The sequence below is a fragment of the Paenibacillus sp. FSL W7-1287 genome, from assembly GCF_038004245.1.
GTDB lineage: Bacteria > Bacillota > Bacilli > Paenibacillales > Paenibacillaceae > Pristimantibacillus > Pristimantibacillus camelliae.
Genome location: NZ_JBBORD010000001.1, coordinates 75,788 through 93,015, shown reverse-complemented (window position 1 = coordinate 93,015; position 17,228 = coordinate 75,788). Strand labels below are relative to the sequence as shown.

Annotated in this window: 15 protein-coding genes and 2 pseudogenes; 14 read left to right on the top strand and 3 right to left on the bottom strand. The window is 39.8% G+C overall.

Annotated features, from left to right (window positions below):
* Positions 1 to 456 precede the first annotated feature (456 nt).
* Positions 457 to 2,292, top strand: coding sequence for a glutamine--fructose-6-phosphate transaminase (isomerizing) (gene glmS / locus NSQ99_RS00405; protein WP_340834239.1), 1,836 nt, complete (start codon positions 457 to 459; stop codon positions 2,290 to 2,292).
* An 816-nt stretch (positions 2,293 to 3,108) separates the two neighbouring features.
* Positions 3,109 to 3,990 (top strand): tetratricopeptide repeat protein, encoded by an 882-nt coding sequence (locus tag NSQ99_RS00400; protein WP_340834236.1) that lies wholly within the window; start codon positions 3,109 to 3,111, stop codon positions 3,988 to 3,990.
* A gap of 164 nt (positions 3,991 to 4,154) precedes the next feature.
* Here the strand turns inward: NSQ99_RS00400 and NSQ99_RS00395 are convergent, their stop codons facing one another.
* A complete protein-coding gene (locus NSQ99_RS00395; RefSeq protein WP_340834234.1) occupies positions 4,155 to 4,367 on the bottom strand; it encodes a hypothetical protein in 213 nt (70 codons plus the stop codon).
* An 834-nt stretch (positions 4,368 to 5,201) separates the two neighbouring features.
* On the opposite strand from NSQ99_RS00395, the gene ltrA reads away from it, so the two are divergent.
* The 6 genes and pseudogenes from ltrA (at position 5,202) to NSQ99_RS00365 (ending at position 9,929) form a co-directional block, all read left to right on the top strand.
* Positions 5,202 to 6,527: a group II intron reverse transcriptase/maturase gene (gene ltrA, locus NSQ99_RS00390; RefSeq protein ID WP_251670020.1), complete on the top strand. Its 1,326-nt coding sequence runs from the start codon at positions 5,202 to 5,204 to the stop codon at positions 6,525 to 6,527.
* A 218-nt stretch (positions 6,528 to 6,745) separates the two neighbouring features.
* Positions 6,746 to 7,150 (top strand): hypothetical protein, encoded by a 405-nt coding sequence (locus NSQ99_RS00385; RefSeq protein ID WP_340834232.1) that lies wholly within the window; start codon positions 6,746 to 6,748, stop codon positions 7,148 to 7,150.
* A 157-nt stretch (positions 7,151 to 7,307) separates the two neighbouring features.
* Positions 7,308 to 7,502: pseudogene (locus NSQ99_RS00380) on the top strand (MerR family transcriptional regulator); the annotation flags it as partial.
* A gap of 165 nt (positions 7,503 to 7,667) precedes the next feature.
* A pseudogene (locus NSQ99_RS00375) lies at positions 7,668 to 8,002 on the top strand (response regulator); the annotation flags it as partial.
* An 876-nt stretch (positions 8,003 to 8,878) separates the two neighbouring features.
* A complete protein-coding gene (locus tag NSQ99_RS00370; RefSeq protein WP_340834230.1) occupies positions 8,879 to 9,418 on the top strand; it encodes a hypothetical protein in 540 nt (179 codons plus the stop codon).
* Between the two features lie 79 nt (positions 9,419 to 9,497).
* Positions 9,498 to 9,929, top strand: a complete 432-nt coding sequence (locus NSQ99_RS00365) for a hypothetical protein (RefSeq protein WP_340834228.1) — start codon at positions 9,498 to 9,500, stop codon at positions 9,927 to 9,929.
* Positions 9,930 to 10,229: 300 nt separating this feature from the next.
* Here the strand turns inward: NSQ99_RS00365 and NSQ99_RS00360 are convergent, their stop codons facing one another.
* Positions 10,230 to 10,694, bottom strand: coding sequence for a hypothetical protein (locus NSQ99_RS00360; RefSeq protein WP_340834226.1), 465 nt, complete (start codon positions 10,692 to 10,694; stop codon positions 10,230 to 10,232).
* 249 nt (positions 10,695 to 10,943) lie between these two features.
* Between NSQ99_RS00360 and NSQ99_RS00355 the strand changes: the two genes are divergently transcribed.
* The 6 genes from NSQ99_RS00355 to NSQ99_RS00330 all read left to right on the top strand — a co-directional run bounded on the left by NSQ99_RS00355 (position 10,944) and on the right by NSQ99_RS00330 (position 15,237).
* Positions 10,944 to 11,447, top strand: a complete 504-nt coding sequence (locus NSQ99_RS00355) for an AAA family ATPase (protein WP_340834224.1) — start codon at positions 10,944 to 10,946, stop codon at positions 11,445 to 11,447.
* A gap of 168 nt (positions 11,448 to 11,615) precedes the next feature.
* Complete coding sequence (locus NSQ99_RS00350) at positions 11,616 to 12,410, top strand: MerR family transcriptional regulator (RefSeq protein ID WP_340834222.1); 795 nt, start codon at positions 11,616 to 11,618, stop codon at positions 12,408 to 12,410.
* A gap of 230 nt (positions 12,411 to 12,640) precedes the next feature.
* Complete coding sequence (locus NSQ99_RS00345; RefSeq protein ID WP_340834221.1) at positions 12,641 to 12,853, top strand: helix-turn-helix transcriptional regulator; 213 nt, start codon at positions 12,641 to 12,643, stop codon at positions 12,851 to 12,853.
* A gap of 4 nt (positions 12,854 to 12,857) precedes the next feature.
* Positions 12,858 to 13,214 carry a hypothetical protein gene (locus tag NSQ99_RS00340; protein WP_340834219.1) on the top strand — a complete coding sequence of 119 codons (357 nt, stop codon included), beginning with the start codon at positions 12,858 to 12,860 and terminating at the stop codon, positions 13,212 to 13,214.
* A gap of 17 nt (positions 13,215 to 13,231) precedes the next feature.
* A complete protein-coding gene (locus NSQ99_RS00335; RefSeq protein WP_340834216.1) occupies positions 13,232 to 13,516 on the top strand; it encodes a DUF3784 domain-containing protein in 285 nt (94 codons plus the stop codon).
* Positions 13,517 to 13,590: 74 nt separating this feature from the next.
* Positions 13,591 to 15,237 (top strand): alpha/beta hydrolase family protein, encoded by a 1,647-nt coding sequence (locus tag NSQ99_RS00330; protein ID WP_340834214.1) that lies wholly within the window; start codon positions 13,591 to 13,593, stop codon positions 15,235 to 15,237.
* A gap of 141 nt (positions 15,238 to 15,378) precedes the next feature.
* On the opposite strand, the gene NSQ99_RS00325 is transcribed toward NSQ99_RS00330, so the two are convergent.
* The gene (locus tag NSQ99_RS00325; RefSeq protein ID WP_340834213.1) at positions 15,379 to 17,211 is read right to left on the bottom strand and encodes an S-layer homology domain-containing protein; all 1,833 of its coding nucleotides are present in this window, start codon (positions 17,209 to 17,211) and stop codon (positions 15,379 to 15,381) included.
* Positions 17,212 to 17,228: the final 17 nt, after the last annotated feature.

The following is a 17,228-nucleotide window of genomic DNA, read 5'->3' as shown; positions in this document are numbered from 1 at the left end:
GTTGATCGACATCGAATCTTGAATTCAATGCTTCCGATGTATGTTTTCTGTGAAAACATTGTAGATGCTCACGTACCAATTATGAGCGGATGCTTCCGAAGTCGTTTTCTACGAAAACGTTCGGCTGCGCTCCTCAGCTCTTAAGCTGCATTCAATTACAGCGTTTTGAAAAAACGCACATCGAAAGCTTATGCTTCGGTGCTGAAAGCTGGTTTACTGTATGAAAATTAAAAACAAATGAATGTGATCGTTCGAATCTAGCTTCTGCTTACTAGGGAGAGTAGGTGGTTGCTGGGTTGGGGAACTGTATTAAGATTGCCCATTTCATAGAGTACCACCTACACAAGACAAGTGTTGGCATAACATCCCTTGAGCATAGAAGCTTAAGGGGCAGCACATCCTATAGCATAAGCAGCTAGATGATGTGAGCGATGCACAATACGGAGGATTACAATTATGTGTGGTATTGTAGGATATATTGGTAACGGTGAAACACAAGAAATTTTGCTATCTGGCTTGAAAAAGCTTGAATATCGTGGTTATGATTCTGCAGGTATTGCAGTGTTTACTGAGCAAGGCCTTGAGATTCAAAAAGCTAAGGGCCGCATTGCTAATTTGGAAGAAAAGCTTGATGGTGCACCATTACACGGTACAGCAGGTATTGGCCATACTCGCTGGGCAACGCACGGCAGACCTTCAGATGTCAACTCTCATCCGCATACAGACAACTCGCATCAATTTTCCGTTGTTCATAATGGTATTATTGAGAATTATCTAGATCTTAAAGAGGAATTGATCGCGAAGGGACATGTATTTGTATCTGAGACGGACACAGAGGTTGTATCTCATCTAATTGCAGATGAGTATGATGGCAATCTTGTTGAAGCAGTGCAACGTGCGACTAAGCGTATGAGAGGTGCATTTGCTCTTGGCGTACTTACGTCTCATGAGCCAGAAAAGCTTGTTGCTGTTCGTTATGCAAGTCCACTTATTATCGGAGTAGGGAAAGGCGAGAACTTTATCGGTTCCGACATTCCAGCTATTCTTGAATATACACGTGACGTTTATATTTTAGATGACGGTGAAATGGCTGTGCTTACAGCTAATGGTGTAGAGCTGCTTAACCTAAGTGGTGAAACAATCGCCAAAGATATTATGCATATCGATTGGGATCTTGTCACTGCGGAAAAAGCAGGCTTTGACCACTTCATGCTAAAAGAAATTTATGAGCAGCCAAAGGCTTATCGTGAAACGATGCTTGGCCGTGTTGCTGAAGATGGTAAGTCCGTTAACCTTAGCAAAGAGCTCGAAATGAACGACGACTATGTGAAGTCGATCAATAAGGTTCATATTGTTGCCTGCGGTACTGCATATCATGCAGGACTTGTCGGTAAAAGTGTTATTGAATCATTAGCGCGTATCCCAGTTGAGACCGATGTTGCATCTGAGTACCGCTATCGCAATCCAATTATTACACCAGATACGCTTGTGATCGTTGTAAGTCAATCTGGTGAAACAGCAGATACACTCGCAGCAATGCGTGAAGCACAACGTAACGGTGCGCGCGTGCTAGCGATTACGAACGTTGTTGGATCATCTGTCGCTCGTGAAGCGGATGATGTACTTGTTACTTGGGCTGGACCTGAGATCGCTGTTGCTTCTACAAAAGCATATTCTTCACAATTGATTGCATTCTACTTGTTTGGTCTTCATCTTGCCCGTGTACGTGGTACACAAACTTCAGAGCAAATGGCACATATCATTGAAGCTCTGACTGCTCTCCCGGAGCAAGTAGAAGAAATCTTGAAGCAATCTGCTGTATTGAAGCAAGTGGCGGAATCGATGTCCCATCATACAAGTTTGTTCTTTATCGGCCGTGGCGTGGACTATGCGGTTGCACAGGAAGGCTCCTTGAAGCTGAAGGAGATCTCCTATATTCACTCCGAAGCATATGCAGCAGGTGAATTAAAGCATGGTACACTAGCGCTTATCGAGGATGATATTCCAGTTATCGCGCTCATCTCACAAGAGGATCTGTACGAGAAGACGCTAAGCAATATTAAGGAAGTAAAAGCACGCGGTGCGCATGTGCTTGCGGTAACGAATCAAGGGTTTGAGGACGAGGTAGCGAAGTCTGTAGACGAAGTATTCTCTATTCCGAAAACATTGCCGGTGCTAACACCAGCGCTAGCTGTCGTGCCGTTGCAGCTGATCAGCTACTACGCATCCCTTGCACTAGGTCATGACGTGGATAAACCACGTAACCTTGCGAAGAGCGTGACTGTGGAGTAGGGTTGAGTGAGGGTTAATAATAAATTGTCCACATCCAACAAACTTTAACGCCCACCATATAAACTCTGCACAAAGCTTATAAAGTTTTACTGCAAGCTGAGTGATTTCAGGCATTTTCCCTGATTTCACTCGGCATTTTCTTTCCTCTCCGATTTCTTTTCCGATTCATTTCCCCGATAAATATCCCGCAGATTCCTTGCCAGTTCTGGCTTTCTCTCGATTTATTCCTTGTCCTGGTCCTTTTCCTTGTCGTGCCCTTGTCTCCCTAACCCCTGTGTTACGCCCTGTCATTCCGTCAAACTTTTACGGTCCGATTTATGATTTCCCCGATGCAATTGCCGATGATTTTCCCCGATTTTCAGTCAAACATGGCGTGCAGGTATTGAAGGAGAGGGGATTGGGTGAAAGGATGAGAAGCCTTGTGGGGAGCGGGATTTGAGGGATTGGAGGAGGAGAGATAGAGCTTCGAACTTTGTAATCTGTTAACATAAATGTTAGCTGTATAACAAAGTTTGATTATAATGGCTCCTAAGGGTATATTTATCCTCAGGAGCCATTGTTTGTTTTTTGGTTTTGGAAATGATGGTTCAAAATCTATTGAGTAAATGTGGTTTACGAATTGGGAACGTTAAATTTAGAAGTTGTTATTAAGTCATAGTCCTCTATCTTATATTTTAATTTTATCTCACACTAATATATATAATTACAAAATTAATTTTCAGAATAGTTCTACAAACTAATAATGATGATAGAGAATCATTAACTGGAGGCTGTATATCTCTGAAAATCAATCAAAAAGCATTAGAATTATATGAGATGAATAAGTATGAAGAAGCTTTACAAGCCTTTCAACTCGCAGTAAAGGAATCTAGAGATGTTCATTCGTTGACTAATCTTGCTTGGATGTACTATCACGAGGAGAGTAATAGTCAGATTGCAGAAGAACTTTTGATAGAAGTATTGCAAATGAATCCTCAATCTTATTTCCCTTATAACCTACTCGGTGAAATCTATGTTGACAGAAACGAATGGAAGAAAGCCGTTGAGACCTTATTAAAGGGTATTGCAATCACCTCGACCATTGAAGCTAATAATAACTTGGCGGTTGCTTATTATCACTTGGGAAATCTGGAATTAGCAGCTGAGTTTTTTATAAAAGGCTCAAAAACGAATTCTGACTATGCTTCAATGAGTCACATTTGGTGCCTAATTAAACTTGAAAAAAATGTGGAAGCAAAAAAAGCATTGGAGAAAGTTGATGAGGAAGATGATGAATTTGTAGGTAGTGTAGAGGTTGCAGAAGCGTATTTCGAATTAAAGGACTTTGCTACTGCTGAATTATGGTATGAGAAGGGTTGGAAAGATTACTATAAGCAACCGATCTGGGTTGATGGATATATCTATACATTGGTTAACAATAACCAATCAGATACTGCAGAACAACAAATACAATTAGCAATGGAAGAAAAACATGCAGAGATTGAAGATTCTGAACAAGATGAGTGTAATGATAGCTGGACTGAGAGTGATAAGGAAAGGAACATTCAAAGACTAACAGCTGAATTAAAACAGTATCAAACTTTATTAGAACGAATTCAATCAGGATATATTCCAAGTACGCAATTTTCAACGTCGCTAATTACAAGATGTTACTTATTTGGATGTACACGTCATCAATATTCCGAATATGGGAAGTAGTAATTGTAAAAATTCAAAAGTTGAAGGGTATATTTGTATGTCTAAGCTTAAAATCTATTCCACGGTTAATAAGTATAATACATAACCAATGTGTTTATATACTCCACACATGTGCAGTGTACAGTGTCACTAAATATGGAAGGTATAGCAATTAAGCCCCTCTTTTAATTGTTAATTTTATACTTAGGTAGTGAGATATTATAGTGAATACATTTTATAGTTTCATCGCTATCATTCTCAATTTTTGATATGCTGTCGTTGTTAATATCAAGCTTTGCGAAGCGGAAAATTTGATTCTTAAACTGTTCAATCTGTTCGTTTGTATCTGTTTTCTGTAGCAATAGTAATCCTAGTTCAGCTTGTCTAGTTTGAAGCAATTGTTGCTCTTCTTCAAGTATTTAGATCTCTACTCTAAATTGCTCAACGGAAATTTCTTCTCTTTTCTGACAGGATTAATTATTACTCACAATAAAGTCTACAACTATGAACTCAAAGTCTGTAACTCAGCACTTAAAGTTTGCACACAAGCCTAGCGATAATCAGGCATTTCCCCTGATTATCGCTAGGCTTTTTGTGCGCTTGGCAGCGCAATCGACTAACGAGTGAAAGTCTCCAGCACACCGCAGGTGGCGGAAGTGCATAGCTGACGCATAGTGCGTAGTTCGCGAGAATGCGTGCGGAGGATGCGAAGGCAAAACCCGGAATAGGCGGTTTAACCATGTTGGCTGACGGAGTCGGATAACTCTGCAAAAGAAGAGGAAGTCCTGTACCACCATAGACTCCGTAAGTTAAGAGGACTGGATTCGGGGGAAAGTCGGTTGACGTGACCCAAGGAGATCTCATCATTTCCATATCAAGTGGTAACCATTGCTCGAGATCGTGAGGATCAAGGCAATGTTAAGAGTGGTGAGAAGTCAGACGTAGGGATAGTAGTTACAAAGTTTGCCGGAAAGACCGCAAAGGCAAATGAATTGGCGCGATGTCGTCAATACAAGCTTCGACTCAAAAGGCGAAGACTTGTGTGAAGCCCGAAACCGTGGAAGAAGAGAGATGGAGAGAAGCCATGTGCCAGACAGAAGCCGGGGAGCTAGGATGTGCGTAGATCCGGGGAATGAACATAAGGAGAAGCCGTCTGGGGCGAGTACTATTTTGGAAATGAAGATTGCCGTAAGGCTACAAATCATGGAACGAAATCGGGAAGGAAAACGAACATGGAAGAACAAGGAACAACCAATCACTCTCGTGAAGGAGTAAATCAAAAGGAACGCAAATGGTACAGCCTCATCGACAAGATATGGGCGAAGCCAAACCTAGAGGAAGCCTTTAAAGAGGTCAAGCGAAACCGAGGTTCAGCAGGGATTGATCGAATGACCATCCAGGCATTCGAATCGCAGTTGGAACACCATCTAGAAGTGGTTCAGCAGACACTAAAGAACAAGACGTATCACCCAAAACCCGTACGTCGTGTCTACATCCCCAAAGCAGACGGAACGTCAAGGCCGCTGGGCATTCCTACCGTGGGAGACCGAGTGGTTCAAGCCGCAACGAGGCGCATATTGGAACCGATTTATGAATCAAAGTTTATGGATTGTAGCTATGGGTTTCGACCGGGAAGAAGTGCACACATGGCATTGAAGAAGATCCGTCAAGATCTAAACGATGGATATCGATATGTGATTGATGCAGACTTGAAGTCTTATTTCGACACCATTCCGCATGAGAAGCTCATCCGCATGGTGAAAGAAACCGTAGTCGATGGAAGTGTGTTAACTTTGTTGGAGAAATTCCTGAAGGCAGGTATCCTAGACGGTGGAAGCTTTCACCTAAATGAGCAGGGCACACCACAAGGGGGAGTCATCAGCCCTCTGCTAGCCAATATCTATCTACATCCGTTAGATCTGGCGATGACGGAACGCGGGCATCGACTGACACGCTATGCAGATGACTTTGTGATTTGTTGTCGTACGCAAAAAGGAGCAGAGCGGATTCTAAAATCGGTAACGAAGCTGCTAGAGAGAGAAATGGGACTTATCATTCATCCAGAAAAGACGAAAATCGTCAATAGCAAGAGGGAATCTTTCGAGTTTCTTGGGCATGAATTCAAACCAGGGAAATGGATGGTACCGTCAGATAAAGCGATGACAAAATTCAAGAAACGTGTGAAGGAAATCACAAGACGAAACCAAACGGTGGATGTGCAGCAATTGGTGAAGAAAAAATTGAATCCCTATCTCCGTGGGTGGGGCAACTATTTTGGAATGGCAGATGTACAGATGAGATTTCGGGATCTGGACAAATGGATAAGAAGAAGGCTTCGTTCTGTCCAGTTGCGAAGCTGGAGAAAGGTGCGGAAACTTCACCGAGAGATGCGTAGAAGAGGATGGAAAAGCCGTGACCTACCTGGGCTACGTATGACAGCATGGCGCAGTTCTCATTCCACTTATGCTCAATATGCGATGCCAAATCAATGGTTTGAAGAAATCGGTCTTTGCAGTCTATCTATGATTTACAAAGAACTTCATCCCCAGAGGGGATAGTCACTGGAGGAGCCGGATGCGATGACCCGCATGTCCGGATCTGTGAGAGGCCTATGCGCATGCGCATAGGCCTACTCGATTCTTGCTCTTTTTTATCAAGCTTCACTCAAGCCAATTCACTAATCCTTGGATTTGGGAAAAGAGTAAAGGAATCGAGATCGATAAAAGTACAAAAAAGTGTATACTTAGAGAAATACATACATTTTTGGGGGGTAAAAATGAACAAAATAAAGTTAATACCTTTTCTAATAGTGATGTTATTGTTAATCTCATGTTCAAGTGAAAGTCAACATACAGAATCGATTATCGTATTTAACTCCACGGATAGACCTGTTATAGATACTTATCAGATTAAAGACCCGGAAATAATAAATAGTATGAACGAAGTGATTAGAGGACTAATGTGGCAGGATAGGCAAATAGAAACTTCAGGTGATTCAGATTATTCATTTTGGTTACAACGCTCTAATGAAGAAATGAGAATTACTAATTATGAGATTTGGTTTAATGACGGTGATTCTTCAGCCGTTATTGTGGACTATATTCAAGCTAAGTTCGCTACTATAGATCGGATTCCATTAGAACAACTTATTCAACTTCTAGGTAACGAGAGAGCTAACTAATTTTACAGTTAGCTTTTTTTATTTATTAATGAAATGAGAAGAGTTGATACGAAACGAATTCTTCTAAAAAATATATGATATATGAACTTGACCTTGGAGTTACTCGAGGGTTTAATATGGTTGTTGTCAGAGGAGCATCCTTGAAGGGAGGGATTTTGTGTATACCATAGGCGAAATATCTAAAATCGTTAAAATATCAATCGATGCACTAAGGTATTACGACGAAATTAGCTTGCTAAAGCCCATACACGTTGAAGAGAGCAACCGTTACAGGTACTACTCAAAAGAGCAAGTTAGTCAATTATTATTAATAATTGAGCTTAAACAATATGGGTTCAGTTTAGATGCCATTCGGGAACTGCTACATACAGGGACGTATTTGGACAAACAAAGGTTAAAAATATCCTTAAGTTCAAGGCTTAAACAACTTGAGATTGATAAGAATAAGATTGAGAAGATAATCGCTTCTGTTCATCGAAGAATAAACGAGATAGAAAGTGATGAAAAGGGAATGAGTATGAAAAAGGTTTTGATAGTTGATGATGTGGCTTTTATGCGACAAATTCTGAGTGAAATCCTGGGGAAACATGGTTATCACGTTGTAGTGGCGGAGAACGGTCTACAGGCTGTAGAGAAGTTTTCAGATGAAAACCCAGATATTATTATCATGGATATTAATATGCCTGTAATGGATGGTATAACTGCAACGAAAAAAATAAAGGAGATCGACAAAGACGCAAAGATACTTGCTTTATCAGCTAAAGGCTTTCTCCCTGTAATCTGGAAGAAGGAGCGAGGGACTTTGTAGTAAAACCATTCCAAGAAGAAGCCATTCTTAATGCCTTAATTAAAATAGACGATGGTAATGTTACTTTTAACCAACAAACACTCAAAGCAATAAGAGAAGAATTCGGAGGAGACAATAAAAATAAAGAAGTAATGTCACAACAAATGATTTCAAAGATGCTTGAACTTTGTACTTGGGAGAATGACGAACGTACTCATGAAGAAATAATAGAGATTATGAGTATCGGTTCTAAAGATCCAGTCTAATACTATATTTTGCATGCACAATAAATGGATGACAACTGAAAGATTTTTTCGATCAATATCTCAGATTCCTCGACAGTTTCTAGCTTTCTCAAGGATTTTTGAAAGCCAAGTTGATTTCAGGACATTTTCCCCTGATTTCACTTGGCTTTTTCTTTTCTCTCTGATTTCATATCCGATGGTTTATCCGATTAATATTCTATCGATCCCTTGCGAGATAACAAAATGTTCTCGATCTGAAGGATTTATCAAACTTTTACGGTTCGTTTTTTGATTTTGGTAGCTCATTTTCTCGTTTGTCTTCCCCGAGTTTCCTTTAAACATGGCGTGCAGTATTGAAGAAGGGGGATGGGGCGTTAAACTATGTTATTCGATATTAAGATTACTTGTGGGACGCGGGATGAGATGGATTTGGGGAGAGATTGAGGCATTGCAAACTTATTGGCATGGGAACAAGATCTTAACTAAAATCGCCTTATCGAATTATCGATCAAGGAAATTAATGATAGCTTATTAAATATAATAATATTTGTTAATGGTTGACAACTAATAATACAAAATACAATTGAAAATGAAAAAAAGTCCAAATTGTTAAACTCTTTTAATACTAATGATATTTCTCCATCTGCTTTTTTTCCTGAGGAAGGTGACTTCCGAATTCATATAGTATATGATCCTTTGGAGGAAACCACCAAATTTGATTCAAGTACAAAAAATTATATGACTGCTTTTACAACAGAAACTTACAGAAGTCCACTACAACTAGCTACTGGCTTCATAGAGTCTCATCCAATTATTTCTTTTTTTACAGGTAACGTACTAGATGCATTAATTGATGGATTTAAAGGAAAAGGCGATGCCACTGGTTATGAAAGATTAGTATTCAAGTATGGTCAAGTTTATTATAAAGGCAAGTGGAAATCTTACTTCGAAACTTATCAAAGAGAAACATATTGGAAACACGAAATATTTAGTTATAATGCTAATGGATCATTAAAAGACGCTGAAACTAACTACTATTTACCTGCAACAAGCGGAACGAGTTATTGGCCTTTTATGTGGATACGTACAGGTAGCTTCTCAAAGGATAGTGAAATTGCAGAGATTGCTTTGTATCAATATGGTGTTGAGCCGCATCTTTCAACTCCGGTTCGTGATTATTATAGATTTGAAGGCGGATTAGAGAACTGGACTACAAAAGGTCAATTCCCATATTAAAAAAAGGAACCTAGGGTCCTTTTTATTTTGGTTCAATTAAGATATTATTGTGTAATATATTACCTTATCAGGAGGACTTATGAATATACGAAAGAAATATACATTATACTACATTATTATTGTTGTTGTGATCATTCTTTTAGGATATATATATCTTATGAAACAAATTAATTGCCCTGAAGCTCTCGTAAAGAAAACTATTGAACAATTTATTAAAGGTAACATTAATGATTTATCAATAAGTGAAAACGATAAAAAAACATTAAGTACTTTTTTAATAAAAGGAATGCGTCTTGATAATATTAATACCTCTATAAGGTTGATTAATAAAACTAATAAAGTAAGCGAATTTTTAGTTAACTTTGAAGAAATTAATTATACTGATAATAATGAACTATCCAATGTGACTTATGGATATCTATTAATTGATGTTGATCATTCATCCCTTTTTAATTGTAATATTGTTAATATAGAAATTATAAAAAAGATGGATGATATCTTACTTAAATAATTGTTGGTTTCACTTATAATGTTTCTTTTGGTTCCTAGAATCAGAAAAAGCTCAGCTCAACCTTGTTAGAATCGCTGTAAGCTAAACTTAAGGAAAACACTGGGTTACCTAATTTATCAACAACCACCAATTAAACCATGGAAAACTATTACTGTAGATATACAGCTATCTGTTCTGGAAACATCAATTCTATTGGCGACTTAATTGTCGAATTGAATAAACTAGCATAAGCTGTAGATTCACTAAAAAAGCAGGTCAATTCCCGCAAATATGCGAAAAATTGACCTGCTTTTTAATCTTCTATTGACTATGTAACAATTTCCGCAGCTCTGGCAGCTCCTCGAAATAACCATGCCGTTCAAGCTCTAAGAGTGCCTTGCGAATGCTGTTTTCGTCCTCGCCAGATTGATCGGAAAGGTCCAGAAGCTCTGCAATGGTAATGCTTGGATTCTCCTTACAGTAGGTAAGCAGCCCCTTAGCAGCCCAGGATAGGCGGTCATCCTGGAACTCCCCAATCATCTTACGGAACAATTTATGTGGAATAAGCTTCTCTTCTATCAGCGCCTGCATGGATTTGACCGCTTGCTTCGCCGACATGCGCCCTTTCTTCGCAATCTCTTCAATCGTCAGCGAAGCAGCATCAGACGTGCTGGAGCTAAGGACGATATAAGTCATTTGGGCATAAATATCAAGGTTCGGCTTGAAGAATATTTCAGTGGATACGGTAAAATTTCGAAGTTCGTTTGGTGATGTTTCTGTTGTCATGTTGTTATTCTCCTCTCCAGTTGTTCTTTATCATCATAAAGGTTCGTTTAAATTGTTTCAAATTAGTCTACATTAAAAATTTATAACTATATTCATTCAGATAGTATTTTCCTCATAGATCAGCGGTTTTTAGCATATTCTCCTGGTTATTGCTCGGTATGTTACGATAACGACCTAAGCTTGTTTACAGCGTAATATTATAGTATAACGAACGATAGATAAACTCATTAGAAGGTAGAGGGCCTCAATATGAAACATATCTATCTGATTGGCGGTACGATGGGCGTTGGTAAAACAACGACCTGCCAAATGCTAAAGAACAAATTGAACAACAGCGTGTTTCTTGACGGGGACTGGTGCTGGGATATGAATCCATTTCAAGTGACCGAAGAAACCAAAGAGATGGTTATGCAAAATATATGCTTTCTTTTGAATAACTTTATCAAGTGCTCGGCTTTTAACCATATTGTGTTTTGCTGGGTTATGCATGAGCAAGCTATTGTTGACGACATTATTTCACGTCTTGATACAGAAGACTGCAAGGTTCATCCCATAGCCTTAGTTTGTAGTAGGGATGCATTAACTAAGAGACTGATGAAGGATGTAGCTGCCGGACAACGTACGGAAGATAAAATATTAAGAAGCCTAATGCGCATTCCTCTATATGAAAAACTGAATACAACGAAAGTGGATGTGTCGAGCATCACAGTAGAGCAAGCAGCGGACGTTATTATTCAGCGATTTTCAACTTGATGTGTTCACGACTAAAACCATACTGAAGCCGAGCAGATGCAGGATGATATCCCGACGTTTGCTTGGCTTTCTGTTTTCAGTTCAAATGTTCCAACACATCTAAAAAAGCACTTGCACTTGACATAACGTCAAGTGATATCGTTCATACTGAAAGGGAGTGAACAGTAAATGACGATGGAGAAAAAATACTCTATTGGGGAATTTGCAAAGCTGACAGGAATCACGGAGCGCACATTACGTCACTATGATCAAATTGGGCTGTTGAAGCCTTCGGAGTACACGGAGCATGGGCATCGGAAGTATGACGATAGCTCCATTGCTGAGCTTCAAAAAATATTAGTTCTAAAATTTTTAGATGTGCCACTGCTGGAAATTTCCGAGCATCTTAAGCTGTCTCAGCAAGATCTATCGAGCACACTGGACATTCAGGCAAAGCTGCTGGAAGAAAAACGAAAACAGATTGACTCGGTGCTAGAAATCATTGCCCGCGTGCAAAGAACTGCAACGGGGCAGGAAGCGATCGACCATGACTCTCTGCTTGTGCTTATTCATGCCTTAAAAAATGAGGATGCACGTAATCGCTGGTTACGTGAGCATGAGGCAGATTCGGCATTGAATAAGATCCATGCAAGCACCGTGCAGCTTGAAGCCGATAAGGAAATGACCATATGGACGAGTACAATGAAGCGTTACATTCAAGAGGGAAAAGCACCGAGTGACCCTAAAGTGCTTGACCATGCCGAAGCGATGGTATCCACGATGAAGCCTATTGTTGAGCCGCTTTTGGAAGACGAAGAGATAAGAAGGCAGCTTGAGTATTATGAGGGCGAATTTGTAGAGCCTAACCCATACTTATTTCCTTCTGCCTTTAATAAGGAAGAAGAGAAATTTATGGAGCAGGTCATTGAGGAGCTAATTCAGCGTAAGATTACCCGTCATCAGCGTGAACAGAGGAATAGCTAAGTATGGCCATTGAGGTTATTGACTAACCTATAAGCTATATAAGTAGGCACAGCTAGCCGAGCCAAAGTTTCAGGTTAATCATTTCCTGAATTCGGCTCGGCTTTCATTGCTTAATGGACAAAATTAATGTTAAATATAGATTTCTTATCACATATACATTAAAAAAGTAAAATATATATTACATTTTTAATGTATATGTGATATTATGAAACGAAGAGGTGAAAGGGACATTGGTCGAGATAACGATTCGTAATCGAGTAAAATTAGTAAGAATTGAGCAAGGCAAATACAATCAGGGGGAATTAGCCAAACTTATTGGCGTAACAAGACAAACGATGAATTTGATAGAAGCACAGAACTATAATCCCTCAATAAAGGTGTGCTTGCTTATCTCTAAGTATCTCGAAGCCCCAGTGGATCATTTGTTTTGGATGGAGGAATAAGTGCATGAAGCTGCTTTATTATATACCTGCAGTTCTACTACTAGTAGTCATTGTATTTGTGAATACAGGCTGGATTAAAGCTACGTTAGGCTGTATTCTGGCATGCTGTGTTCTAATAGCTAAGTTTATGAGATATAAAAACAATGACGAGATCGAAGTAGATGAACGAGTGAAGACGAACATTCATTACTACTCATTTGGCTTCATTGTAGTCATGAATAGTTTATTAGCCTGCTACTTCTTTCTAATCTCCAATGATAATATGGACTCGTTTATGACGCCTGATTATTTACTGATTTACTTAGCAATATCCATTGTTGTGCCTTTATACATTATTCCAAGTATCGCCAAAAGATTATAAGGAGAGGAGGATATGAGATGGAGAATAATCTTTGGATTGTAGGTCTAGTATTTATTGTGCTGGGGCTGATTATAGGAGTAGGGAAGCAAACATGGCTATTAGCTGGCTTTAATGAAAAAAGAGTTAAAAATAAGACGTTACTAGCGAATTTAGTTGGAGGATATATCACAGTTATTGGAATTTTATTTTTTATTTCGAGCTTCTACACGTTCCTATCAGAACAGATACTGGTCGGTGCGCTTGTAATCGGTTTGTTTATTTTAATTATCTTCACAAATATTAAGCTTGTAGATAAGGAATAAAGTATGAACTTGCATGCTAGCATGATTGCTAGCATCTATAGAGGAGAGTGATGAATGTGAGAAACATGAAAAAATTGAGGAAATCTTTAGCGATTACGATGCTTACCAGTGTGCTTGTCGCATCTACTGTTCTAGGGAGTCCTTATTCCGTTCATGCTAAGGAAAAAAACGACTTAGTGCCATTGCGGTCAGTTGCTGAGGCGCTAGGGGCGAAGGTTTCTTGGGATCAAAAGAAGCAAGAGATAACGGTAGAACGAGGTAGTGATGTCATTGTTCTTACAGCTGGACAAGAACAGGCCATTGTTAATGGCATTAATCATAAGCTCGATGAAAAGCCTATTGTTCAATCGAACCGTTCTTATATTTCGCTTCATACGATAAATAAATTGTTATCTAATCAAGTGGAATGGGACGAAGAGACTGAAAGTATTTTATTTTCCAATCAAAATTACGAGATCAATGCCACTCAATTTGTACATAAGTTGTTTTCCGGCAATGCAAGTGGAATTACCAATATAATGAGTCAAGCACTTAAGAACACTATCCCTCAAGATGCCATGTGGTCCTCTATTGGGCAACAATATGCTTTACTTGCAGGAAAACCAGTGATGCTTAAAGACCTTTCTATGGAATATAATGATGTACACATTAATGCGATGATGAGCTATGAAACGACGAATGCTCCTTTGAATATTATCGTTCGTTTTGATCAAGATGGTTATGTTGACGATCTTTCCATAGATATTGCTGCTAGTGTATCTCCTTATACTAAGCCAGACTATGATACTGGTAATTATATAGAAGAAGAAGTGGTTATCGGTGAAGGTACGTTTGCTGTACCTGGTACGTTCACTGTTCCTAAAGGAGAAGGACCATTCCCTGTCGTTATATTAGTGCATGGTTCAGGTCCTCATGATCGTGATTCTACGATATCTGGTACGAAAGTATTTAAGGATTTGGCAGTGGGCTTAGCTTCGAGAAATATTGCGGTTCTTCGTTACGAAAAGGTTACGAAGGAGCACACCTTCAAGGTTTCTGGACAGCCACAATTTACATTGAAAAATGAATCCGTTGATGATGTTTATCATGCAATGGAATGGCTGCAGCAACGTGGGGAAGTAGATAAAGATAAGCTATACGTTGCAGGGCATAGCCAAGGTGGCTTTGTTATGCCAAAGATTATAGAGCAAGACAAGGGGAATGATATTACTGGTGCGATCCTAATATCGGCTCCTAGCAGTACATTTATCGATGCACTAGTTGAGCAGCAGAAAGTCGTTATCGATAAAATGAAAACGTTAGGTTTGCCACAAGAGGTCGTTTCATCTCAAGAGCAGAATGCAGTGATGATGGAGCAGATTAAAGCCATGCTATTAGACCCAGCGTATTCCAAGGATAATATGCCGGGTACGTTCCCAATGTCCCCAGCATATTGGTGGTATGAGCAGCGCGACTATGTGCCCGCGGAAGTAATGAAAGATATGAATAAACCTCTACTCGTGTTACAAGGAGAAAATGATTGGCAAGTTTCTATGGAGCAGTTTGAGGGATGGAAAACAGCGCTAGAGGACCACAGTGACACAACCTTCATCTCCTATCCAGCTATGAATCATTTACTAACAGACTATGAGGGTGTGTCCATCGGATTAGAGTATAGTACACCAGCTAACGTAAGTAAGAAGCTGATTACCGATATTGCTGATTGGATATTGAATAGATAAGGAAAATGATCGGTTGCTACACTAAGAAGTATTCAATATAAATGAAGCCGAGCGAATGTCAGGATATCATCCTCATATTCGCTCGGCTTTTCTATTGTAACTACTATTGCTTCACTAAGCTAAAAGTTGGTACAAGCCGTTTTACTTTGCAAATTTTTGATAGAGCCGCAGCAGCGTGACAATCGTTTGCTCGTGAGAGTATTTCCCTTTCGGATCAAACAAAGTATCGGACACGCCGCCCATAATGGACAGCTTAGCTGCTTGATTAACGGATGATATTGCCCAGCTAGCAACTTTTCCCTGATCTGCAAAAGCAGCTTGAGCAGCGGGCTGTAATTCTCCACCTAGATACTTATACACGTTAAGCAGAAGCGTTGCTGCTTGCTCACGCGTAATGACGTTATCAGGTGAGAATTTTCCTTGACCAGTTCCATTAATAATGCCTTGCTCGTATGCCCATATGATGCCAGAGTCTGTGCTGCGCACATCAGTAAATGGTGATTTTACATCATAATAATCATCAATATTCAGTTGTGGATTCAGCGCCTTAAGCATTCCGACAACATAATGCACAAATTCCTCTCGAGTTACTGGTGTCGTCAGATCTTGATAATAAGGACTATTATTTAGGATTCCGTGCTCATTTGCTTGGATAATACTTGAACTCGCCCATCCGCTAATCTTGCTATAGGTTGAATCATTTACGTTAACGGTAACCATACTATTCGCGGCAGGCAAATAATTATCTACCGTTATAAAGGCATACCCAGGCTTATGGGCTGTCACGATGCCACTGCGATCAACGGAGGCTATGCTTGGATCACTTGAAGTGAATCTCGTTGCATTTCCTTGTATAGGGAGCTTCAGCTGCTGTCCGCTCAGCGCATAGCGCGTAGCATTGTTTTTGAAGGAAGCCTGCAGCGAGAACATTTCTGTTGTATAAGAGAGTGAGGTTTTTTCACCGGATACAGTATATAAATTATGGATGGTAACCTCGAAAGCATCCCCATCTGTATATGCTCCAATATCCTTCGGACGGAAAATAATAGCGAAGTTAATGCCGTATCCGCCAGTATTAACCTGGAAGAAATCCCCCTGCTCGTTTTGATTGCTTGCATTCAGCGTCCATGTTTTGTTATCGCGTGCTCTATGGATGGTGACATATATTTCATCTGTTTTATTTGTACTGTATATGCTCGTATTCAATGAAACGGACCACGGATCAGCAGCAGTCAGCACATCAGTTGGAAACAGACCTGCTGATGGCCAAGCGATATATTGATAATCTACTTCATTCTTATCTCGTTCGCGGTCGAAAGCATACATCGTTGAATAAAATCTGTATCTCGATGAAGGATCATACGCCAAGCCGAACATTGTTTTCTTCATGTCAGGATTCAGTATCCAGCGTCTATGCCCGACAGAATAGAGATTGCTTCCTGAATTATCAGCCATATAGCCGTAAAAGACAGTGTTGTACAATGAGCTGCGTCCTGCTGATAGATTACTAGAAGAGGCGGACGTGCGACCGAGCTCAAAGAAATCATCAGCCATATCAGAAGGCTTAGTCGGATAATGGGTAATCGTGCCAAGCTCAGCCATTAGCACAGCGCCTGCTTGCTGCTGTTCAGCTAAGGAATAATCCAGTGTGACATCATCAGGCAACCCAGCCAGATAACGCGCAAAATTAGTTGCGTTTACTGCATCCTTAAGCACTTGTTGCTTTAATTGTCCGGCGCTGTAAGGAGCGGAGTACTTCGGCTCAACCTCAAATAAATGGTCACTATTGAATGCTTGCGGCAAATATTGTTGCCACTTTTTATAAATATCTTGCTCCGTTCGCGTGTTCACTTGATCATGTACACGATGTGTTGCGGCGAATGTGGTGTAAGAAAGGGATGCTAGTAAGCTAGCAGAAACGATGACTGCAGCTGCTAGCTTTGTTGCTTTCTTAATAGCTATAGGCCAATTCAATGCTATCACTCCAATGA